Below are 16,835 nucleotides of genomic sequence, written 5' to 3'. Positions count from 1 at the left end.
GTCATCTAAAATTACTTTTTAAAAGTCTCTTAAAAAGGTTATTATTGACTTAACTCATATTAAATCTTTGGGTTTTATTAAGACAAAAATTTTACCTTTCGCTATTGTCGTACTTTTTGGGATTGCCTTCTTTGCCGTTAGTGCAAGAATTTGGTTGCCAGGAGATATGATGTCACCTGCTCCTTTGAATTAATATTTTTAGTTTTTGAAATGACAAAAAATAAGGATCCTAATAAAGAAAGCTTAGCTGAAATTGCTGTTGATCCAGATGTTTTAGCTAGGGAATTGGCTTTAGAGCTTGAAATGGATCCTTTAGAACAAATTGATAAGGATGCCTTTTCAAAAGGTTTAAATATAACTCAAGAATGCAATGAAGCTTTAAAAATGCTTAAAGGCAACAGAGAAGAAAGAATTCAAGGCCTAAGAGTATTTTGTGAGTATAGAGATCAAAGATCTTTCCCCTTCTTGTTACCATTACTTGACCAACCCTGTCCTGTTGAAAGAATGAGTGCTGTATATGCTTTAGGTCGTAATCCATGCCCTAGCGCAGTCCAGAAACTTGTCAGTCTTTTGGAAACTGATGATAATGCTTATGTCAGAAGAGCTACTGCATGGAGTTTAGCTAATTATGATAATCAAATTGTTTTAGAGCCATTAATAAATGCTTTAAAGAATGATGTGGCTGCAGTAAGGTTATGGTCATCCAGTTCTTTAGCCGAAATTGGGAATGTTTCTTTTGAAAATGCTCAATTAGCAGCAGAACAACTTTTAATAAGTTTAAAAATTGATAATGAGTCAGGAGTTAGAAGTAATTGTATTTGGTCATTGTCTAGGTTGTACGAAAAATTAAACAATTCATTTCAAGAGATTTTTATTGATGAATGTACCAAGATAGCCCTTTTTGATAAAGAGCCCTCAGTCATGGAAGAAGCAAAAACTGCCTTGGATTCTATGGGCATGCAAGGTTTTTATAATTAAATTTCTTTATTTTTTTAACTAATACGCAACCTAAGAAAAATTATTTATTAGATATTAAATATAAAAATTAAAAATTAATTAATTTGTACCAACAGAAACAAAAAAATTTCGTTATTCTATGTAAATTATAAGTACAAAGTACTTGAATTTAATGCCTCAAAAAACATTGAGATTCAAAATTCATCAAGACGGAAGAGTTGAAGAGACTGTCGAAGGATTCACTGGTAATTCATGTAATGAAGCTACAAAAAATCTTGAAGATGCTCTAGGTAAAGTAACAGTCAAGAATAAAACATCTGATGCTTTCATCTCTGATCAAAATGAAAACTTAAACCAACTTAATACCGAATCTAATGTCACATTTTAGTACGATTAAAACGCAGCTCAAAGAAGCGGAGCCATTAATTAAGGCCTTAAATAATCTTGGTTATAATATTAATCAAGAACAAAAGTTTGTTAAAGGCTATAGGGGTAAATTTACAGCTGTTGATATAAGTCTGAATTTAGCTGGGGATACTAAAGTTGGATTTAAATGGGACAATAATTCAAATGCATATGAATTAGTTACTGATCTTGATCTATGGAAATTTGAGCTGCCAGTAGAAAGATTTATTTCTAAAGTTACTCAAATGTATGCTTACCAAACAATTATTTCCAAAACACAAGAGGACGGTTATCAAATTGTGGAACAAAAAAACAAAAATGATGGTTCTATTGAATTGGTTTTAACCAAGTGGGATAACTAATGTCAGATTATGGATTTTCCTGATCCATTTGATAATTTTGAGGAAAATGTCGAGATTACAGGCTGGGAGCCTGTTTTAGGTGGTCAGTTAGCCGAAAAAGCTGTATGGGTTGATGAGGCTAAATGTATTGGTTGTAAATACTGCGTACACGTTGCTTCAAACACTTTCATGGTTGATGAATTTCATGGAAGAAGTCGAGCTATTAGACAAGATGGAGATAGTGTTGATGTTATACAAGAAGCAATAGACACATGCCCTGTTGACTGCATTAATTGGGTGAAGTTTGAAGAATTAGATGATTTAGAGAATAGTCTCGATAGGGATATGTTTCAATCATTTGGAAAACCACCAAGAATGAATAAGCATTAATATCAAAAAGATGAAATATCGTAGATTTGGTCGAACCAATCTGAAGATTCCTGTTTTATCTCTGGGTGGTATGAGATTTCAAAAAAGTTGGGATCAATTAGACTCTTCTGAGATTTCATATGAAGAACAAAATAAAGTAGAAATTATATTAAATCAGGCAAACAAATATGGCTTCAGTCATATAGAAACTGCTAAGTACTATGGTACTTCTGAGGTGCAATTAGGGATGGGTTTTAAGAATATGAAGAAAATCCCAAACATTATTCAAACAAAGATTCCTCCAAATAGTAATCCGGAAATCTTTGAGAGAGATGTTTTGACAAGTATTGAAAAATTGAAAGTTAAAAAAATTGATTTATTAGCAATACATGGCATTAATACCGCTGAACATTTACATCAAGCTATTAGATATGGAGGTTGTATTGACATTTTGAGGAATTTGCAAAAAGAAAATTTAATTGGATCTATTGGATTTTCGACCCATGGAAAATCTTCACTCATAGAGAAGGCCATATCAACAAACTTATTTGATTATGTGAATTTGCACTGGTATTTCATCAATCAAGAAAATACAACAGTTATCGATTTAGCAAATAAGTATGATCTTGGGGTTTTCATAATTAGTCCTACTGATAAAGGGGGACATCTTCATACTCCCTCAACAAAAATGTTGGAACTTTGTAGTCCACTTCATCCTATTGTTTTTAATGATCTTTTTTGCTTAAGGAATAAAAACGTCCATACTCTTAGTGTGGGCATTGCAAAAGAGGCAGATTTTGATCTTCATTTAGAGGCGGTCTCTTTGTTATCAGAATCTGAGTATTATATTCCAAATATAATAAACAGATTAATGCAGGAATCAATTAATACTTTAGGTTTAGAGTGGTATCAAAATTGGAATATAAATTTACCTAGTTGGGAACAAGTACCAGGAAATATTAATATTCGCGTTCTGCTTTGGCTTTCAAATTTAATAGATTGGTTAGATATGGAAGGATTCGCAAGAGCTAGATATCAATTGCTTGGTAATGGAAGTCACTGGTTCCCAGGATGTAATGCTAATTTAATAGACGTGGATGTTTCTGAAGGACAATTATTGAAAGTTTTAGAAGGCCATATAAATCCAAAAAAAGTTATAAAAAAATTAAGAACTTTAAAAGAAAAGTTTGGAGATAATGTCACTGAAAGATTGTCAAAAAAATAACCTCATAATGGATTCTTCTCTGGTTTGCCAACTTTTCTTGGATAAATTTCAGGGCAAAAGTTTTTTGGCTGAATAAGAATAACATTTCGGGTGCCTTTACTTCTTGGTAACAAAATCATCTTTTTTTCTTTAACTTTACCTTCTAATATTTCTAAAGTTTTATCCAGATTTTTACTTTCTTCTTCATTCCATTTGCCACAATATAAAATTCCTAACCCTTCTTTTTTTAACATTGGTAGTATGTATTCTGAAACTGTTGATGGATTACTAACCGCTCTAGTGGTAGCTATATTGAAACTATTTCTCATCAAAGATTGATGGGCTAAGTTTTCAATACGGTCATTGATTACATGAATATTGTTTCTCAAATTAATTGATTTTATTAAGATTTTTAGTGCATCCGTTTTCTTTTTTGAAGAATCAATCAGGAATATTTCTGATCTTGGATGAGTTATGGCATAAGCTAAACCAGGGAAGCCACAGCCAGAACCAATATCTAAAAATTTTTTATTATCAAAGTTAATATCGTTAATTATTTTAAACGGCCAAATGCTGTCAAAAACTTGAGATATCCAATAATCATCCCCATCAATTAATCTTGTTAAATTGGTTTTATTATTTAATTCGTCAATTTTTATTTGTAATTCTTGAAAGATAATTATTTCTTCTTCAGTTATTAAGGAAGATATTTCTTCAGGGATTTTTGTTTTTCTCATTTCATTATAGATTTACGATTTTACTATTAATTAAATATATTCTATTAAGTAAAAATTTATTAGAATTACATTATCAATAAAAGATTATTTTGAAAGGAGAAATTTCCTATTACAAAATATTAGGTGTAAATGAAAATGCTTCAAATCATGAATTGAGAAAGGCATTTTGTAAACTTTCTATTGAATTACATCCTGATACAACTTCTTTAGAAATAGACGATGCCAAAAGTAAATTTCAAGAAGTTTTGGAAGCTTATGAAAATTTGAATAATAGTAATTTGAGAAAAATATATGATGATAAACTAAAGGAAAAATCTAGAATTATAAATAATAATAAAGTTTTAAATAATTTAATAATCGATTCAAATAATCAAAATTTAGTAGGGAATAGAAGACCTTTTTCAAATGGGGAATTGTTTTCGTTATTTCTTTTATTTATTATCATTTCTATTAGTTTGATTTTTTCAATTTTTATTGCATCTTTTACAGGCAAAGAATTAGAAACAATCCCAAGCTGGCTAATAAAATGATACTTGAAAAAAAGTCTGTGAATCTCCCTAAAAAACCTATTAACCAACATTCACTTCTATCATTGGAATTGTGGCTAACTGATTTAGGGGCTGTGAAAGATGTTAATAATCCATCTAAATGGTACCTGTTACTTTCTAATTGGAATGCAACTATTATTTTTGAACAAGAAGATTTAAGTGTTATCTGGGAAAGTGAAGGACAAGAAACTAAAAGACTATTTTCCTATTGCATTAATAGAGAAGATGTGGAAAATGCAATACTGCAGGGACCTTAAATTTCTATCTAAAGATTGTCTAAGATTTGCTTTATTATCCAGTAACTTTTTTCTAATTGATCATTGGTTATACACAGAGGCGGCAAGAGGTAAATAACATTCCCGAGGGGCCTAATAAATAAACCTTGCTCCATTGCAAGACTCTTTATTTCTTTCCCAATATTATTGAAATAACCTTTTTTGTTACCAATATCTAAATCGAAGGCAGCAATTGTGCCTGATACCCTTACCTTTTTTATATAAGGTAAGTTCTTAAATTTAATTAAATGAGATAAATGTTTTTCTTCAAATGAAAGGTATTTTTGTGGTTCTTTTTCTAATAGATCAAGGCTAGCGTTTGCTGCAGCACAACCTAAAGGATTAGCAGTAAAACTATGTCCATGCCAAAAAGTTTTTCTTGGGGAATCATCAATAAAGGATTGAAAAATTTTTTCTTTACATAAAGTTATTCCCATCGGTAAAAATCCACCAGTTAAACCTTTTGAAATACTTATTAAATCAGGAATGATTTTTGCCTTTTGAAACGCAAAAAGGCTTCCACATCTTCCAAACCCAGTCAATACTTCATCGGCAATTAACAAAGAATTATTATTTTTTATAATTTCTGAAACTTTTTTTATAAACTGAGGCCTAACCATATTCATCCCACCTGCTCCTTGAACAAGTGGTTCAAGGATTACTGCAACTGTGGGAGTTTTAAGTAGAGTTTCTAATTTTTGGATCGCCTCATTTTCTTTATTTTCTACTTCTTCATCGTTCATCCAAGTTGAAGGCCATGGGACTCTTCTAACTGGGAACATAAGATTATCGAAATTCTCATTAAAAATATTTCTTTCACCTAAAGCCATTGCTCCAAATGTATCACCATGATAGGCGCCATCAAAAGCTACTATTTGAGTTCTTGTCTCTCCTCTATTTTGCCATGATTGGAAGGCAATTTTTAAAGCGACTTCCACTGCAGTAGAACCGTTATCAGAAAAGAATAATCTTTCTAGTTTTGTTAATTCACTAAGTCTTTCCGCTAATTTTTTTGCCTGTGGATGTAAGAAATCAGCAAATATAACTTGCTCAAGTTTTTTTGATTGATCGAAAATCGCATCCGCAATATATTCGTTACTATGACCATGAAGAGTTACCCACCAACTACTAATTGCATCTATTAGATCTTTCTTAGGATCTTTAGTAAATAGGAGGGCATCTTTACCATGAGTAACTTCTATTTGCGGTTTGCTGTTATTGATTTGTGTAAAAGGTGGCCAAATATTTGGATGCCAATCTTGATTTAGAGTTTTTGAATCCAAAGATTTCATTTAACTTATTTTTGAATTTAAAATTGAGATCAACTTATTTTTGATGTCTAGTTCTTTCCATAGTATATCTAAATTATTTGAGTCCATTTTTTTGATGTAAGGAAATTCAGCAATTAAGGGAATACCACTAAAATCAACTAGAGTTTTTGGATTATCTAGGTGTTTTTCGCCATTGACTACTAAACCTACAATCTCAATATTTCTTCTTTTTAATGCCTCAATACTAAGCAGTGTATGGTTAAGAGTGCCAAGTGAGCTCTTACATACAAGTATTACCGGAAGATTCCATTGTTTTATTTGATCTATTTGCAAAAAATCGCGTGTTATTGGAACCATTAATCCACCTGCAGTTTCTACAATTAATGAGCCTTGCACTTTTGGCAATTTCAACTTGTCAAAGTTAATAGTTTTTTGATCTATTTCAGCAGCCCAATGAGGAGATAGAGGTTTTGTAAAGACATAAGCTTCTTTAATGATTTTCTCTTTACTTACTTGTGCAAGTTTTTTAACAGTTTGACTATCGGTTTGCGATTCAATACCACTTTGAATAGGCTTCCAATAAAAGGAATTTAATCCTTTAACGAAAAAAGAGCTTATTAAAGTTTTTCCAATATCAGTATCTGTTCCACAAATTATAAATTTGACAATACTATCCTGACTCCTCATAATTTCTTTATGATTTGAATTTCAATTTGCCATGAAAGGTTCACTGTATTATTGTAATTCTTTGGCCAAAACTTTTGAATTTCTTTTAACTCTTTCACTGTTTTGCGTTTACAATTTGTTGATTGTGCCCCTACATTTTTAATGCTTCTAAAAAGCTTATATACATCTTTAAAATTTTCAAGATAATTAAACTTTTCTGAATAATGTATTTCAGTTGATTTGAAATCTTTTAATAATTCTTTAGAGCAAAGGAAATTAAGACCACTATATTCAATATCAACTTTTTTACAGGTAAATTTCCATTCAGGAAAACAATCTTTTGTTGGATATGAAATGATTAAATAACCTCCAGGTATTAATTTACTAAACCAATTTTTTATTATCTTTTCTGGGTTGTTTAACCAATGTATGCAAAAGTTAGATGTTAATAGAGAACAATTATTGACTTCAGGAGGTAAATAATTATTCAAATTCCATAAAATTTTTTTACTAGATAATTTATTCTCAAGAAGCATTTTTTTGCTGAAATCAATTCTGGATACTTTTTGGGGAGATAATTTTTTTTCTATTTCATCAGCTAATAGTCCTGGTCCTGATCCTAGATCTATCCATTCACCTTTTTTTTGAGGATTTAATTCTTTGATAAATTTAACAATCTTTTCTGCAAAAAACTTTTGAATATTTGAATACTCTAAATACCGATATGCAGCATCATTGAAATTATTTTTTATTTTCTCATTCCATTGTTTATTATCCATTTCAATCATTAAATCTATTAAATAAGATCTCGTATAAATTTAAATTATTCAAGCAATGACCTTGCTGAGCTAATTTAATTAAATTTGGCTTCCTATCAAGTTTTTTATTTAAGGAATCTAAAAAGTTGTTATTTGATTCATTGTCAAGAATCAAATCATTTTCTGATTTTATAAAAATAATTTTGCAATCTTTTTTTAAAAATACTGGAAAATCTCTATTAATGTAAAGTTGTTTTAAATCACTTAAAAGAAGAGTTTTATTTAAACTCTCTAAACTTTTATAAAAGATATTTTTAAAATTATTATTAATATCATTTGGCATAAATGATCTATGTATAAATTCTTTCAACATATCCTTAGGTTCATCTTTTTTAATTTTTGTTTCCATTCTTTTTAGAGACCTCAAAATCAAGTTTCTCTTATTACTTTCAGGAAGAAAATTATTAAAAGAATTGATAAGAACAATATGAGACGCTTCTTTTAAAATTGTTTTTTGCATTAAATGAAAACCATATGAATGGCATAAAGTCATTCTGATTTCTTTTTTAGAGTCGCTTTTAATCCATTTTGCTTGATAATTATTTTTCGAAAAATAGCCTCTTTCATTATCTTGCCAATGCCAATTATTATTTAAAAAATCAACTTTATAATCGTCCCAGAAATGTTTATTTAGTCCCCATCCATGTTGAGTAATAATTTGTTTCATTTAAACTCTTTTAATACTGCAATGAAATTCTTTAGCAGATTAAAATCTAAGTTTCTTCTTATTGTTATTCTAATTCTAGATTGCCCCACTGGTACAGTTGGAGGTCTTATAGCAATTGCTAAAAAACCATTTTCTTCAAGATATTTTTGTAGATAAATTGCCTTCTCTTCTTGGCCAACAATAATTGATAAAATGTGAGAATCTCCTTGAACTGGAAAACTAAAATTTTTAATAATTTCGTCTTTCCATACCTTCGCAGAAGATAACAAATCATTACCCCATTCTTTATTTTCTAAAATTTTTTTCAAACCTTCTAATGCCCCAGCAGCTAAAGATGGAGCAAGCGCGGTTGTATACCTAAATGCACCACTTGTTTGTATAATGTATTCACCAACTTCTGAATTGGAAGCTATGAAAGCTCCACCGCTTCCAAATGCTTTTCCGAAAGTTCCAGTAATCATAGTTATATCCGAACGGTAATTAAAACTTAAACCCCTGCCTTCAGGGCCCAAGATCCCAATTGCATGAGCTTCGTCAACTAATAATTGAACACTATTTTTTTTGCAAATTTCTGTTATTTCTTTGAGCGGAGTAATTGATCCCTCCATGCTATAAAGAGATTCAACAACAACTAAAATGGAATTTTTTGTAGGGTGAGATTTAATAATTTTATCTTCTAAATCTTTTAAATTATTGTGTGAAAATCGAACCAGTTTTGCTTGAGCAGCTTTGACTCCAACCAATAAGGAGTTATGGATCAATTTATCTGCTATTACGATACTATTTCTGTTTGCTAAAGCCTGGATAGCGGCGATATTTGCTTGAAATCCGCTTGGGAAAAGTAATACTTTTTGTTGATCAAGCCACTCGGCAAGTTCTTTCTCTAATAATTTATGTATTGGTCTTGAACCCGTAATAAACATAGAGCTTCCTGCACCAATACCTTCTAAAAGGCTTATTTCGAAAGCAGCCTTTATTAAATCCTTGTCCCTACTTAATCCAAAATAATCATTGCTGCATAAGTCTATAAGTTTTTTATTATGCGAATTTAAACTTAGAAGTTCGAATGGTTTTTTACCTAATGAAAATGTTTTTAGTTTACGGATTCTATTTTTTGGAATTTTTATTTTTTTCATTTTGGCAAAATAAAATATAGTGGATTTAATTAAAAAGATTTAGATTTACTATTAAAGTTTGCAAGGTATTTTTTGTTTATTAATATTTATATAGATCATATATTAAGAAGTTAACTCATCCTCTCTTCAATCACAATTATTGCTTAATTTAGAGGAATATTTCCCCTTTCCGCTAGATGATTTTCAATTAGAGGCAATACAAGCTATTAATAGCGGAAATTCTGTTGTTTTAACGGCACCAACAGGTTCGGGTAAAACATTGATAGGTGAATTTGCTATATATAGAGGCTTATCTCATGACAGCAGAGTTTTTTATACAACACCTTTAAAAGCCCTATCAAACCAAAAGTTTAGGGATTTTGCTAATCAATATGGTGAGAATAAAGTTGGTCTTTTAACTGGAGACATAAGTATAAATAGAGAAGCACCAATCTTAGTCATGACGACTGAGATTTTTAGGAACATGCTTTATGGCGAATTTGATGAATTTGATGATCCATTAGAAAATTTAGAATCTGTGATTCTTGATGAATGTCATTATATGAATGACCCCCAAAGAGGCACTGTTTGGGAAGAAACCATAATCCATTGTCCTACTAGAACTCAAATAATAGCTTTATCAGCAACAATAGCCAATGCAGATCAACTACAAAATTGGATAGAAAAAGTTCATGGGCCCACAGTACTAATTAATAGTGATAAGAGACCAGTACCACTTGATTTTATTTTTTGTAGTGTTAAAGGCCTCCATCCACTTTTAAATAATAAGGGTAATGGAATTCATCCAAATTGTAAGATTTGGAGAGCTCCTAAAGGGCAAAAAATAAGAGGAAAAGTGGGCAGGATAATGCAACCAAAGTCTCCCTCAATTGGCTTTGTGATCTCGAAACTAGCTGAACGAAATATGCTGCCAGCTATTTATTTTATTTTTAGTAGAAGAGGGTGTGACAAGGCTATTGAGAATATAAAAGATTTAACTTTAGTAAGTTATTCAGAAGCAAGTAAGATATCCCAAAAATTAGATGTTTATCTTAAAAATAATCAGGAAGCAATTAAAGATAAATCTCAATGCGAGGCATTGAAACGCGGTATTGCATCTCATCATGCTGGATTATTGCCTGCATGGAAAGAATTGGTTGAGGAATTATTTCAGCAAGGCTTAATAAAAGTTGTTTTTGCAACTGAAACTCTTGCTGCAGGAATAAATATGCCTGCAAGAACAACTGTTATTTCTTCTTTATCAAAAAGGACAGAAGATGGTCATAGATTATTATTTAGCAGTGAATTTTTGCAAATGTCAGGAAGAGCTGGAAGAAGAGGAAAAGATACCCAGGGATATGTTGTTACATTACAAACAAGATTCGAAGGTGCCAAAGAAGCAAGTGCACTGGCTATTAGCAAACCAAATTCTTTAGAAAGTCAATTCACTCCTAGCTATGGAATGGTACTTAATCTTTTACAAAGTTATACTTTAGAGAAGTCTAAAGAATTAATTAAAAGAAGTTTTGGTAGTTTTTTATATATAGGTCAATCATCAGGCGAGAATATAATTCTTGAAAATTTAGATAAGGATTTAATTGAATTAAAAAAAATTACATCTAACGTTTCATGGAAAGATTTTGATGCATACGAAAAGTTAAAAAAACGTCTTAAAGAAGAGAGAAGAATCTTCAAAATTTTAGAAAAACAAGCAGCAGAAAAATTATCAGAAGAGATAACTAATGCACTCCCATATATTAAAGAGGGAAGCTTGATTTCAATCAAGGCTCCTCAAATTAAAAGAAAAATTGTTCCAGGATTAATTTGTGAGAAAATATATGAATCCCAAAAAATTAAGAGTTTATTGTGTTTAACAATTGATAATTTATTTATTCTTATAAAACCCTCATACATAGTAAGTATTTTTAATGATTTGGATGCAATTGATGTCTTAGGACTTGAAGTACCAAAGATGTATTTTTCTGGAGAGTTATTTAGGGGAGATGATATGTCGCAGTTTTATGCGGATCGAATTTTAGAAGTTTCTAAAAAAAATGATTTACAAACTCCACAATATGATTTGACAATGGAAGTTATGGCACAACAGCAACAAATCAAAAATTTAGAAGAAACAGTTCATGATCATCCCGCACATCGATTTGGAGATTCCAAGAAATTAAAGAAATATAGAAAAAAAATTATTGATGTTGAACAAGAAATAAATATTAGAAAAAAACTACTTGAGGATAAAGAAAATCATAACTGGAGAACTTTTACCGATTTGATTAAAATTTTGAATCACTTTGGTTGTTTAAATGATTTGGAATTGACAGAAGTTGGACAAACAGTTGGTGCAATAAGAAGTGAAAATGAATTATGGATTGGTCTTGTTTTAGTTAGTGGTTATTTAGACGATTTAGATCCGCCTGAATTAGCTGCAATTATTCAAGCTATATGTGTTGATGTAAGGAGGCCTAATCTTTGGTGTAATTTCAAACCTTCTTCAAAGGTAATAGATGTATTTAATGAATTAGATGGTTTAAGAAAATTAGTATCTTTTCAACAAAATAAGTTTCATATTGAAATTCCTATCTATTTAGAAACAGAGTTAACTGGAATTATTTCTGAATGGGCAAGAGGAAAAAAATGGAAAGATTTGGTTTTTAATACTTCATTAGACGAAGGTGATGTAGTGCGGATTATTAGAAGATCAATTGATGTCCTTTCTCAAGTGCAATACTGTATTGGTGTTAGTAATAAATTAAAAAGCAAAGCAAAGCTAGCATTAAAATCTATTAATCGTTTTCCTGTTTCTGAATCTAATGATCTTATAAAAGTCTCTGAAGATATTAATCCTGCAACAAAAAGAATTGACAATAATTCTTAAAATTTTTTAATCAAATCATTGAATTGATATTCATTGCTTCATCAAATTCATCTTCGTTTAAATAACCTAATTTAAGTGTTGCCTCTTTTAAATTTAATGATTCTTTGAAGGCAAGGTTTGCAATTTCAGCTGCTTTTTCATAACCAACTTTTGGCACTATGGCTGTTACCAACATTAGTGAATTTTCTAAATTTAACTTCATTTTCTTTTGATTAGGTTCCATCCCATCAACTAATTTTATTCTGAAGTTTTCTATTACATTTTTAAGTAATTTTAAACTTGTGAGAATATTAAATCCAATAAGAGGCTTATATTCATTCATCTGTAAAGTGCCGCTAGAATTTGCCATTGAAACTGCATATTCAAGGCCCATTATCTGAGTGCAAACCATTGATAAGGCTTCGCATTGAGTTGGATTCACTTTACCCGGCATGATAGAACTTCCAGGTTCATTTTGAGGAATAATTAGTTCATATATTCCTGATCTTGGACCAGAAGATAGAATTTTTATATCATTTGAAATTTTAAATAATGCCCCTGCTAATATTTTTATCTGACTCATTACTTGAGCTAGACGATCATGCGAGGCCATGATAGAAAAATTATTTTTTGATTTATAGAACATTAGATTAGTATCATCGGAAATTGATTTTATAGACTCTTCACAAAATCCTTTTGGACAATTAATCCCTGTACCAACTGCAGTTCCTCCCAGGGGTAAGAAATACAATTCATTCAGACTCATAATAATTGCATTCTCAGCATCTTTAAGTTGCTCTGACCATCCTGATATTTCTTGCCCAAAAGTAAGGGGAACTGCATCTTGAAAATGGGTTCTTCCAATCTTTATAAGGTCTTTCCATTCTTCACTTTTTTTATCAAGGATCTTAGTAAGTTCTCTGATCGTTGGAACTAAATTTTTGATTATTTCATTAACAACAGATATTTGAATAGCAGCAGGAAAAGTGTCATTAGTTGACTGAGATTTATTGACATCATCATTCGGATGAATTGGTTTATGACTACCAAGCTCTGAATTAGTTTTTAATGCTGCAATATTTGAAATTACCTCATTAACATTCATATTTGTTTGCGTGCCACTACCTGTTTGCCAAACCTTTAAGGGAAACTGTGAATCGTGAAGCCCATCAAGTATTTCCGTACATGCCTCTACAATCAAATCTTTTTTCCTTTTATCTATTAAACCTAAATTGAAATTCGCAATTGAAGCAGCTTTTTTTATGAGGGTGAGTGAATAAATTAACTCAATTGGAATTAATTCTTCTCCAATAGAAAAATTTATTATCGATCTTTGTGTTTGAGCACCCCACAAAGCTTCAATGGGAACCTCTATTGTTCCCATACTATCTTTTTCAATCCTAAAGTTTTTTGTCATTATTCCTCTGAAAACACTGGTTTAACTTAGATAAGGTTTTCAGTAATCCTAGATACCTAACTTCTCCCATATTACACTTAAATTATTGAGATGAATTGAAGGATTAAAACATTCTTCTAAGTCACTTTGATCAATAAAATCCATTATCTCATTATCTCTCTCTATATTTTGTTTGAAATTTCCATTCTGAGTATTCCAGGCCTGATGGGCATTTTTTTGTACTAAGCTATAAGCTTTTTCTCTAGACAAGCCCTTCTCTACAAGCAAAAGTAAAACTTTCTGACTGAAGATTACACCACCATATATATTTAAATTTTTGAGCATATTTTTTGGATAAACTTCCAAATTGCTTACTATATTTTGCATTTCCCTGAGCATAAAATGCAAGCAGATTGATACGTCAGGTAGCATGATACGTTCATTTGAACTATGGCTTATATCTCTTTCGTGCCAAAGTGGAACATTTTCCAGTGCTGTTAAGACGTAACTTCTCAAAATTCTTGCTAAACCGCTTACTCTTTCACTTCGAATAGGATTTCTTTTATGAGGCATTGCCGAACTTCCTTTCTGCCCTTTTGTAAATCCCTCCTCAACTTCTAAAACATCAGTTCTCTGTAAATTTCTTATTTCAGTTGCGAATCTATCTAAAGAAGCGCCAACTAGTGCAATAGTTTGCACATATTCTGCATGTCTGTCTCTCGATATAACCTGTGTACTTGCTGTATCTGGTTTTAAGCCTAGTAAATCACAAGTTATTTGTTCTACTTTGGGATTCGTATTAGCGTAAGTTCCCATTGCACCACTTATTTGTCCAATTGCTACGGATTCTTTAAGTGTTAACAATCTTTTTTTGTTCCTTATTATTTCTGCTAACCATCCAGCAAGTTTAAAACCGAAGGAAATTGGCTCCCCATGAATCGCATGTGATCTGCCAATCATTAATGTATTTTTATGCTTCCTTGCTAATAATCTGACTTCATTTTCTAATTTCTCAATTTCTTCTAATAACAATTCGCAAGAGTCTTTTAACTGAAGAGATAAGCCAGTATCAAGTACATCACTACTGGTCATACCAACATGTATGTATCTTCCAGAATCTCCTACAAATTCATTAACGCTTGTAAGAAATGCTATGACATCATGTTTAACTTCCTTCTCAATTTCTGTAATTCTAGATTCATCAAACTTTGCATTTGAACGTATATCTTTCATAGCATTCTCAGGAATTTTCCCGAGGGAAAAATTTGCTTCACATGCAGCTATTTCAACCCTAAGCCAACTCTGGAATTTTGCGCTTTCAGTCCAGATTTTCCCCATTTCGGGTAATGTGTAACGCTCGATCACAATTTTTATTAATTATCAATTTAAACTTTATAACCAAAATCGAATTATTGCTCTATACCTTAAAGATGTACTTGCCATTGAACATATTTGCCTGGCTATTATTTTCTTCTGTAACATTTTTCTGGCTTATTAAGAAAGCTTAAATATAAAAATGGTTGCATTTATTCCTTTCGTTAATAGTGGGTAATTTTTTAGTTCTTATTTAAAATTGGAAGGTATTAAAGAATTTGGATCTTAATCTTGTAGAAGTTCATTATTCAGTCTTTTTTTATTGATTAATAGATGATTAAAAAAAGTAGATTAGACCTTTATCTTCTAAAAACTGGTTTATGTGAAACTCGTCAAAAAGCCCAAGGTTTAATTCTTGCGGGCAAGGTTAGAGATATCAATGGAAAAGTATGGGATAAACCTGGACTACAAGTATTCATTGGATCTGAATTTTCTATTGATTCCGAACCTATGTTTGTATCAAGGGGCGGCGAAAAATTATTGGAGGCATTTAAAAAACTTGAAATTAAAGTAAAAGACAAAATATGTATTGACGCAGGAATCTCTACTGGGGGATTTACTGATTGCTTATTGCAACAAGGAGCAAAGTTAGTTTATGGGATAGATGTTGGTTATGGACAAACTGCATGGAAGATTAGAAATAACCCAAAAGTCATACTTTTTGAACGAACTAATATTCGATATTTGAAACCTAATGATCTTTTATCTAGAAGTGATGAATTACCAAATTTTGTTGTTGCTGATTTGTCTTTTATTTCATTAAAGTTAGTTTTTAAATCTATTAGTAATTTATTAGATGGAGATAGTATAGAGGGAATATTCTTAATTAAACCCCAATTTGAGGTGGGTAAAGACAAAGTCAGCAAAGGTGGCGTTGTTCGTAATCCTAAATTCCATATTGAGGCTATAGAGTCTGTTATTTATGCTGCTAAGGCTTTCCAATGGAATATAAAGAATTTGATAGCTTCTCCTTTAGTAGGTCCTGCTGGAAATCATGAATATTTAGCTTGGATGACCTTAGGAAGTCAATCAAATAAAAGGATTAATAGTGAATATATACAGAATTTAGTAAATGAAACTCTTTGAATTAGAGAGCTTCTTCATCTTTGTCGCCAGTTCTAATTCTCACAACAGAATCAATTGATGTGATGAATATTTTTCCGTCCCCGATTTCTCCAGTTTTTGCTGCTTCAGCAATTGCATCTATAACTGAATTGACTTTTTCATCTTCTACGACAACTTCTACTTTGAGTTTTTGAAGGAATTCAACAGTAAATTCGGATCCTCTATATCTTTCAACTTGTCCTTTTTGCCTTCCAAAACCTCTTACTTCACTAACTGTCATTCCAACAATGCCAGAGTTTACTAATGCAATTTTTACATCCTCCAGTTTAAATGGACGTATGATCGCCTCAATTTTCTTCATGATTAGAGATTGAATATTATTATTTTAATTGTTTTTTGGGAAAACATCCAACATTGAAATATCGGAAAAACATTTAATATCAAGGCCTGCATTCGTGGCGTCTTCAATTAATAATTTTGAGTTTTCCTCAGAAATAATTACTGTACTATTTGATAATGCTTCCCACTGATCATTTTCGAAGTGTGTTTGCAGCCATAACATTCCAATTGCACTTTTTGGTTCAAGGGATTTATTTAAGTTGTTATCGATAGTTATCAAACAAATGTCCATTAATTTTTCTTTGAACTAAACACATATAACCCTTTAGAATGGCATTATGAATGTTACAGTTGATACAGAAATAAGATTTAACAGCTTTTGACTTAGTTAATTGTAATACTTAAGCTTTTTGAGATTTTGC

The 16,835-nt window shown here is 31.0% G+C and carries 20 protein-coding genes; 10 read left to right on the top strand and 10 right to left on the bottom strand.

The genetic code is table 11. The features are described 5' to 3' along the window. Positions 1-67: 67 nt before the first annotated feature. From HA146_RS09700 to HA146_RS08250, 6 genes are all read left to right on the top strand, one after another. A complete protein-coding gene (locus tag HA146_RS09700) occupies positions 68-193 on the top strand; it encodes a hypothetical protein (protein ID WP_257469923.1) in 126 nt (41 codons plus the stop codon). A gap of 17 nt (positions 194-210) precedes the next feature. Continuing rightward, on the top strand, positions 211-978 hold the full coding sequence (locus HA146_RS08270; protein ID WP_209109071.1) for a HEAT repeat domain-containing protein: 768 nt from the start codon (positions 211-213) through the stop codon (positions 976-978). A 151-nt stretch (positions 979-1,129) separates the two neighbouring features. Then, on the top strand, positions 1,130-1,345 hold the full coding sequence (locus HA146_RS08265; RefSeq protein WP_209109070.1) for a DUF2997 domain-containing protein: 216 nt from the start codon (positions 1,130-1,132) through the stop codon (positions 1,343-1,345). Further along, positions 1,332-1,724, top strand: coding sequence for a DUF1257 domain-containing protein (locus HA146_RS08260; protein ID WP_209109069.1), 393 nt, complete (start codon positions 1,332-1,334; stop codon positions 1,722-1,724). The genes HA146_RS08265 and HA146_RS08260 overlap by 14 nt, the downstream gene beginning before the upstream one ends. Before the next feature lie 9 nt (positions 1,725-1,733). After that, positions 1,734-2,093 carry a ferredoxin gene (locus HA146_RS08255; RefSeq protein WP_209109068.1) on the top strand — a complete coding sequence of 120 codons (360 nt, stop codon included), beginning with the start codon at positions 1,734-1,736 and terminating at the stop codon, positions 2,091-2,093. 10 nt (positions 2,094-2,103) lie between these two features. Beyond that, the gene (locus HA146_RS08250; RefSeq protein WP_209109067.1) at positions 2,104-3,297 is read left to right on the top strand and encodes an aldo/keto reductase; all 1,194 of its coding nucleotides are present in this window, start codon (positions 2,104-2,106) and stop codon (positions 3,295-3,297) included. Positions 3,298-3,299: 2 nt separating this feature from the next. Here HA146_RS08250 and rsmG read toward each other — a convergent pair whose 3' ends face one another. Continuing rightward, on the bottom strand, positions 3,300-4,013 hold the full coding sequence (gene rsmG / locus HA146_RS08245) for a 16S rRNA (guanine(527)-N(7))-methyltransferase RsmG (protein WP_209109066.1): 714 nt from the start codon (positions 4,011-4,013) through the stop codon (positions 3,300-3,302). Positions 4,014-4,102: 89 nt separating this feature from the next. Between rsmG and HA146_RS08240 the strand changes: the two genes are divergently transcribed. Together HA146_RS08240 and HA146_RS08235 are read left to right on the top strand one after the other, a co-directional pair. Beyond that, positions 4,103-4,543, top strand: coding sequence for a J domain-containing protein (locus HA146_RS08240; protein WP_209109065.1), 441 nt, complete (start codon positions 4,103-4,105; stop codon positions 4,541-4,543). Then, complete coding sequence (locus HA146_RS08235; protein WP_245211345.1) at positions 4,540-4,818, top strand: DUF3143 domain-containing protein; 279 nt, start codon at positions 4,540-4,542, stop codon at positions 4,816-4,818. Before HA146_RS08240 ends, HA146_RS08235 begins: the two co-directional genes overlap by 4 nt. 8 nt (positions 4,819-4,826) lie before the next feature. On the opposite strand, the gene bioA is transcribed toward HA146_RS08235, so the two are convergent. The 5 genes from bioA to HA146_RS08210 are packed head-to-tail and all read right to left on the bottom strand — an operon-like array spanning position 4,827 to position 9,394. Next, positions 4,827-6,128, bottom strand: a complete 1,302-nt coding sequence (gene bioA, locus HA146_RS08230) for an adenosylmethionine--8-amino-7-oxononanoate transaminase (RefSeq protein ID WP_209109064.1) — start codon at positions 6,126-6,128, stop codon at positions 4,827-4,829. After that, positions 6,129-6,794: a dethiobiotin synthase gene (gene bioD / locus HA146_RS08225; RefSeq protein ID WP_209109063.1), complete on the bottom strand. Its 666-nt coding sequence runs from the start codon at positions 6,792-6,794 to the stop codon at positions 6,129-6,131. Next, positions 6,791-7,561, bottom strand: coding sequence for a methyltransferase domain-containing protein (locus HA146_RS08220; RefSeq protein WP_209109062.1), 771 nt, complete (start codon positions 7,559-7,561; stop codon positions 6,791-6,793). The genes bioD and HA146_RS08220 overlap by 4 nt, the downstream gene beginning before the upstream one ends. After that, positions 7,554-8,258 (bottom strand): hypothetical protein, encoded by a 705-nt coding sequence (locus HA146_RS08215; protein ID WP_209109061.1) that lies wholly within the window; start codon positions 8,256-8,258, stop codon positions 7,554-7,556. The genes HA146_RS08220 and HA146_RS08215 overlap by 8 nt, the downstream gene beginning before the upstream one ends. Beyond that, positions 8,255-9,394: an aminotransferase class I/II-fold pyridoxal phosphate-dependent enzyme gene (locus tag HA146_RS08210; protein ID WP_209109060.1), complete on the bottom strand. Its 1,140-nt coding sequence runs from the start codon at positions 9,392-9,394 to the stop codon at positions 8,255-8,257. Before HA146_RS08210 ends, HA146_RS08215 begins: the two co-directional genes overlap by 4 nt. 139 nt (positions 9,395-9,533) lie before the next feature. On the opposite strand from HA146_RS08210, the gene HA146_RS08205 reads away from it, so the two are divergent. Then, positions 9,534-12,260 (top strand): DEAD/DEAH box helicase, encoded by a 2,727-nt coding sequence (locus tag HA146_RS08205; protein ID WP_209109059.1) that lies wholly within the window; start codon positions 9,534-9,536, stop codon positions 12,258-12,260. A 10-nt stretch (positions 12,261-12,270) separates the two neighbouring features. On the opposite strand, the gene HA146_RS08200 is transcribed toward HA146_RS08205, so the two are convergent. Both HA146_RS08200 and purB read right to left on the bottom strand, forming a co-directional pair. Beyond that, positions 12,271-13,656 (bottom strand): class II fumarate hydratase, encoded by a 1,386-nt coding sequence (locus HA146_RS08200; RefSeq protein ID WP_209109058.1) that lies wholly within the window; start codon positions 13,654-13,656, stop codon positions 12,271-12,273. A gap of 48 nt (positions 13,657-13,704) precedes the next feature. Next, entirely contained in the window at positions 13,705-15,000 is a 1,296-nt protein-coding gene (purB, locus tag HA146_RS08195) for an adenylosuccinate lyase (RefSeq protein ID WP_209109057.1), read from the bottom strand. A gap of 282 nt (positions 15,001-15,282) precedes the next feature. Between purB and HA146_RS08190 the strand changes: the two genes are divergently transcribed. Beyond that, complete coding sequence (locus tag HA146_RS08190) at positions 15,283-16,095, top strand: TlyA family RNA methyltransferase (protein WP_209109056.1); 813 nt, start codon at positions 15,283-15,285, stop codon at positions 16,093-16,095. 1 nt (position 16,096) lies between these two features. Here the strand turns inward: HA146_RS08190 and HA146_RS08185 are convergent, their stop codons facing one another. Together HA146_RS08185 and HA146_RS08180 are read right to left on the bottom strand one after the other, a co-directional pair. Beyond that, a complete protein-coding gene (locus tag HA146_RS08185) occupies positions 16,097-16,435 on the bottom strand; it encodes a P-II family nitrogen regulator (protein ID WP_011377098.1) in 339 nt (112 codons plus the stop codon). Positions 16,436-16,459: 24 nt separating this feature from the next. Further along, positions 16,460-16,705, bottom strand: a complete 246-nt coding sequence (locus tag HA146_RS08180; RefSeq protein ID WP_209109055.1) for a hypothetical protein — start codon at positions 16,703-16,705, stop codon at positions 16,460-16,462. Positions 16,706-16,835 lie beyond the last annotated feature (130 nt).

It is taken from the genome of Prochlorococcus marinus CUG1416, assembly GCF_017695965.1.
Lineage (GTDB): Bacteria > Cyanobacteriota > Cyanobacteriia > PCC-6307 > Cyanobiaceae > Prochlorococcus_A.
The sequence above is the reverse complement of the archived record's forward strand: the minus strand, read 5'-3'. Positions and strand labels throughout refer to the sequence as shown.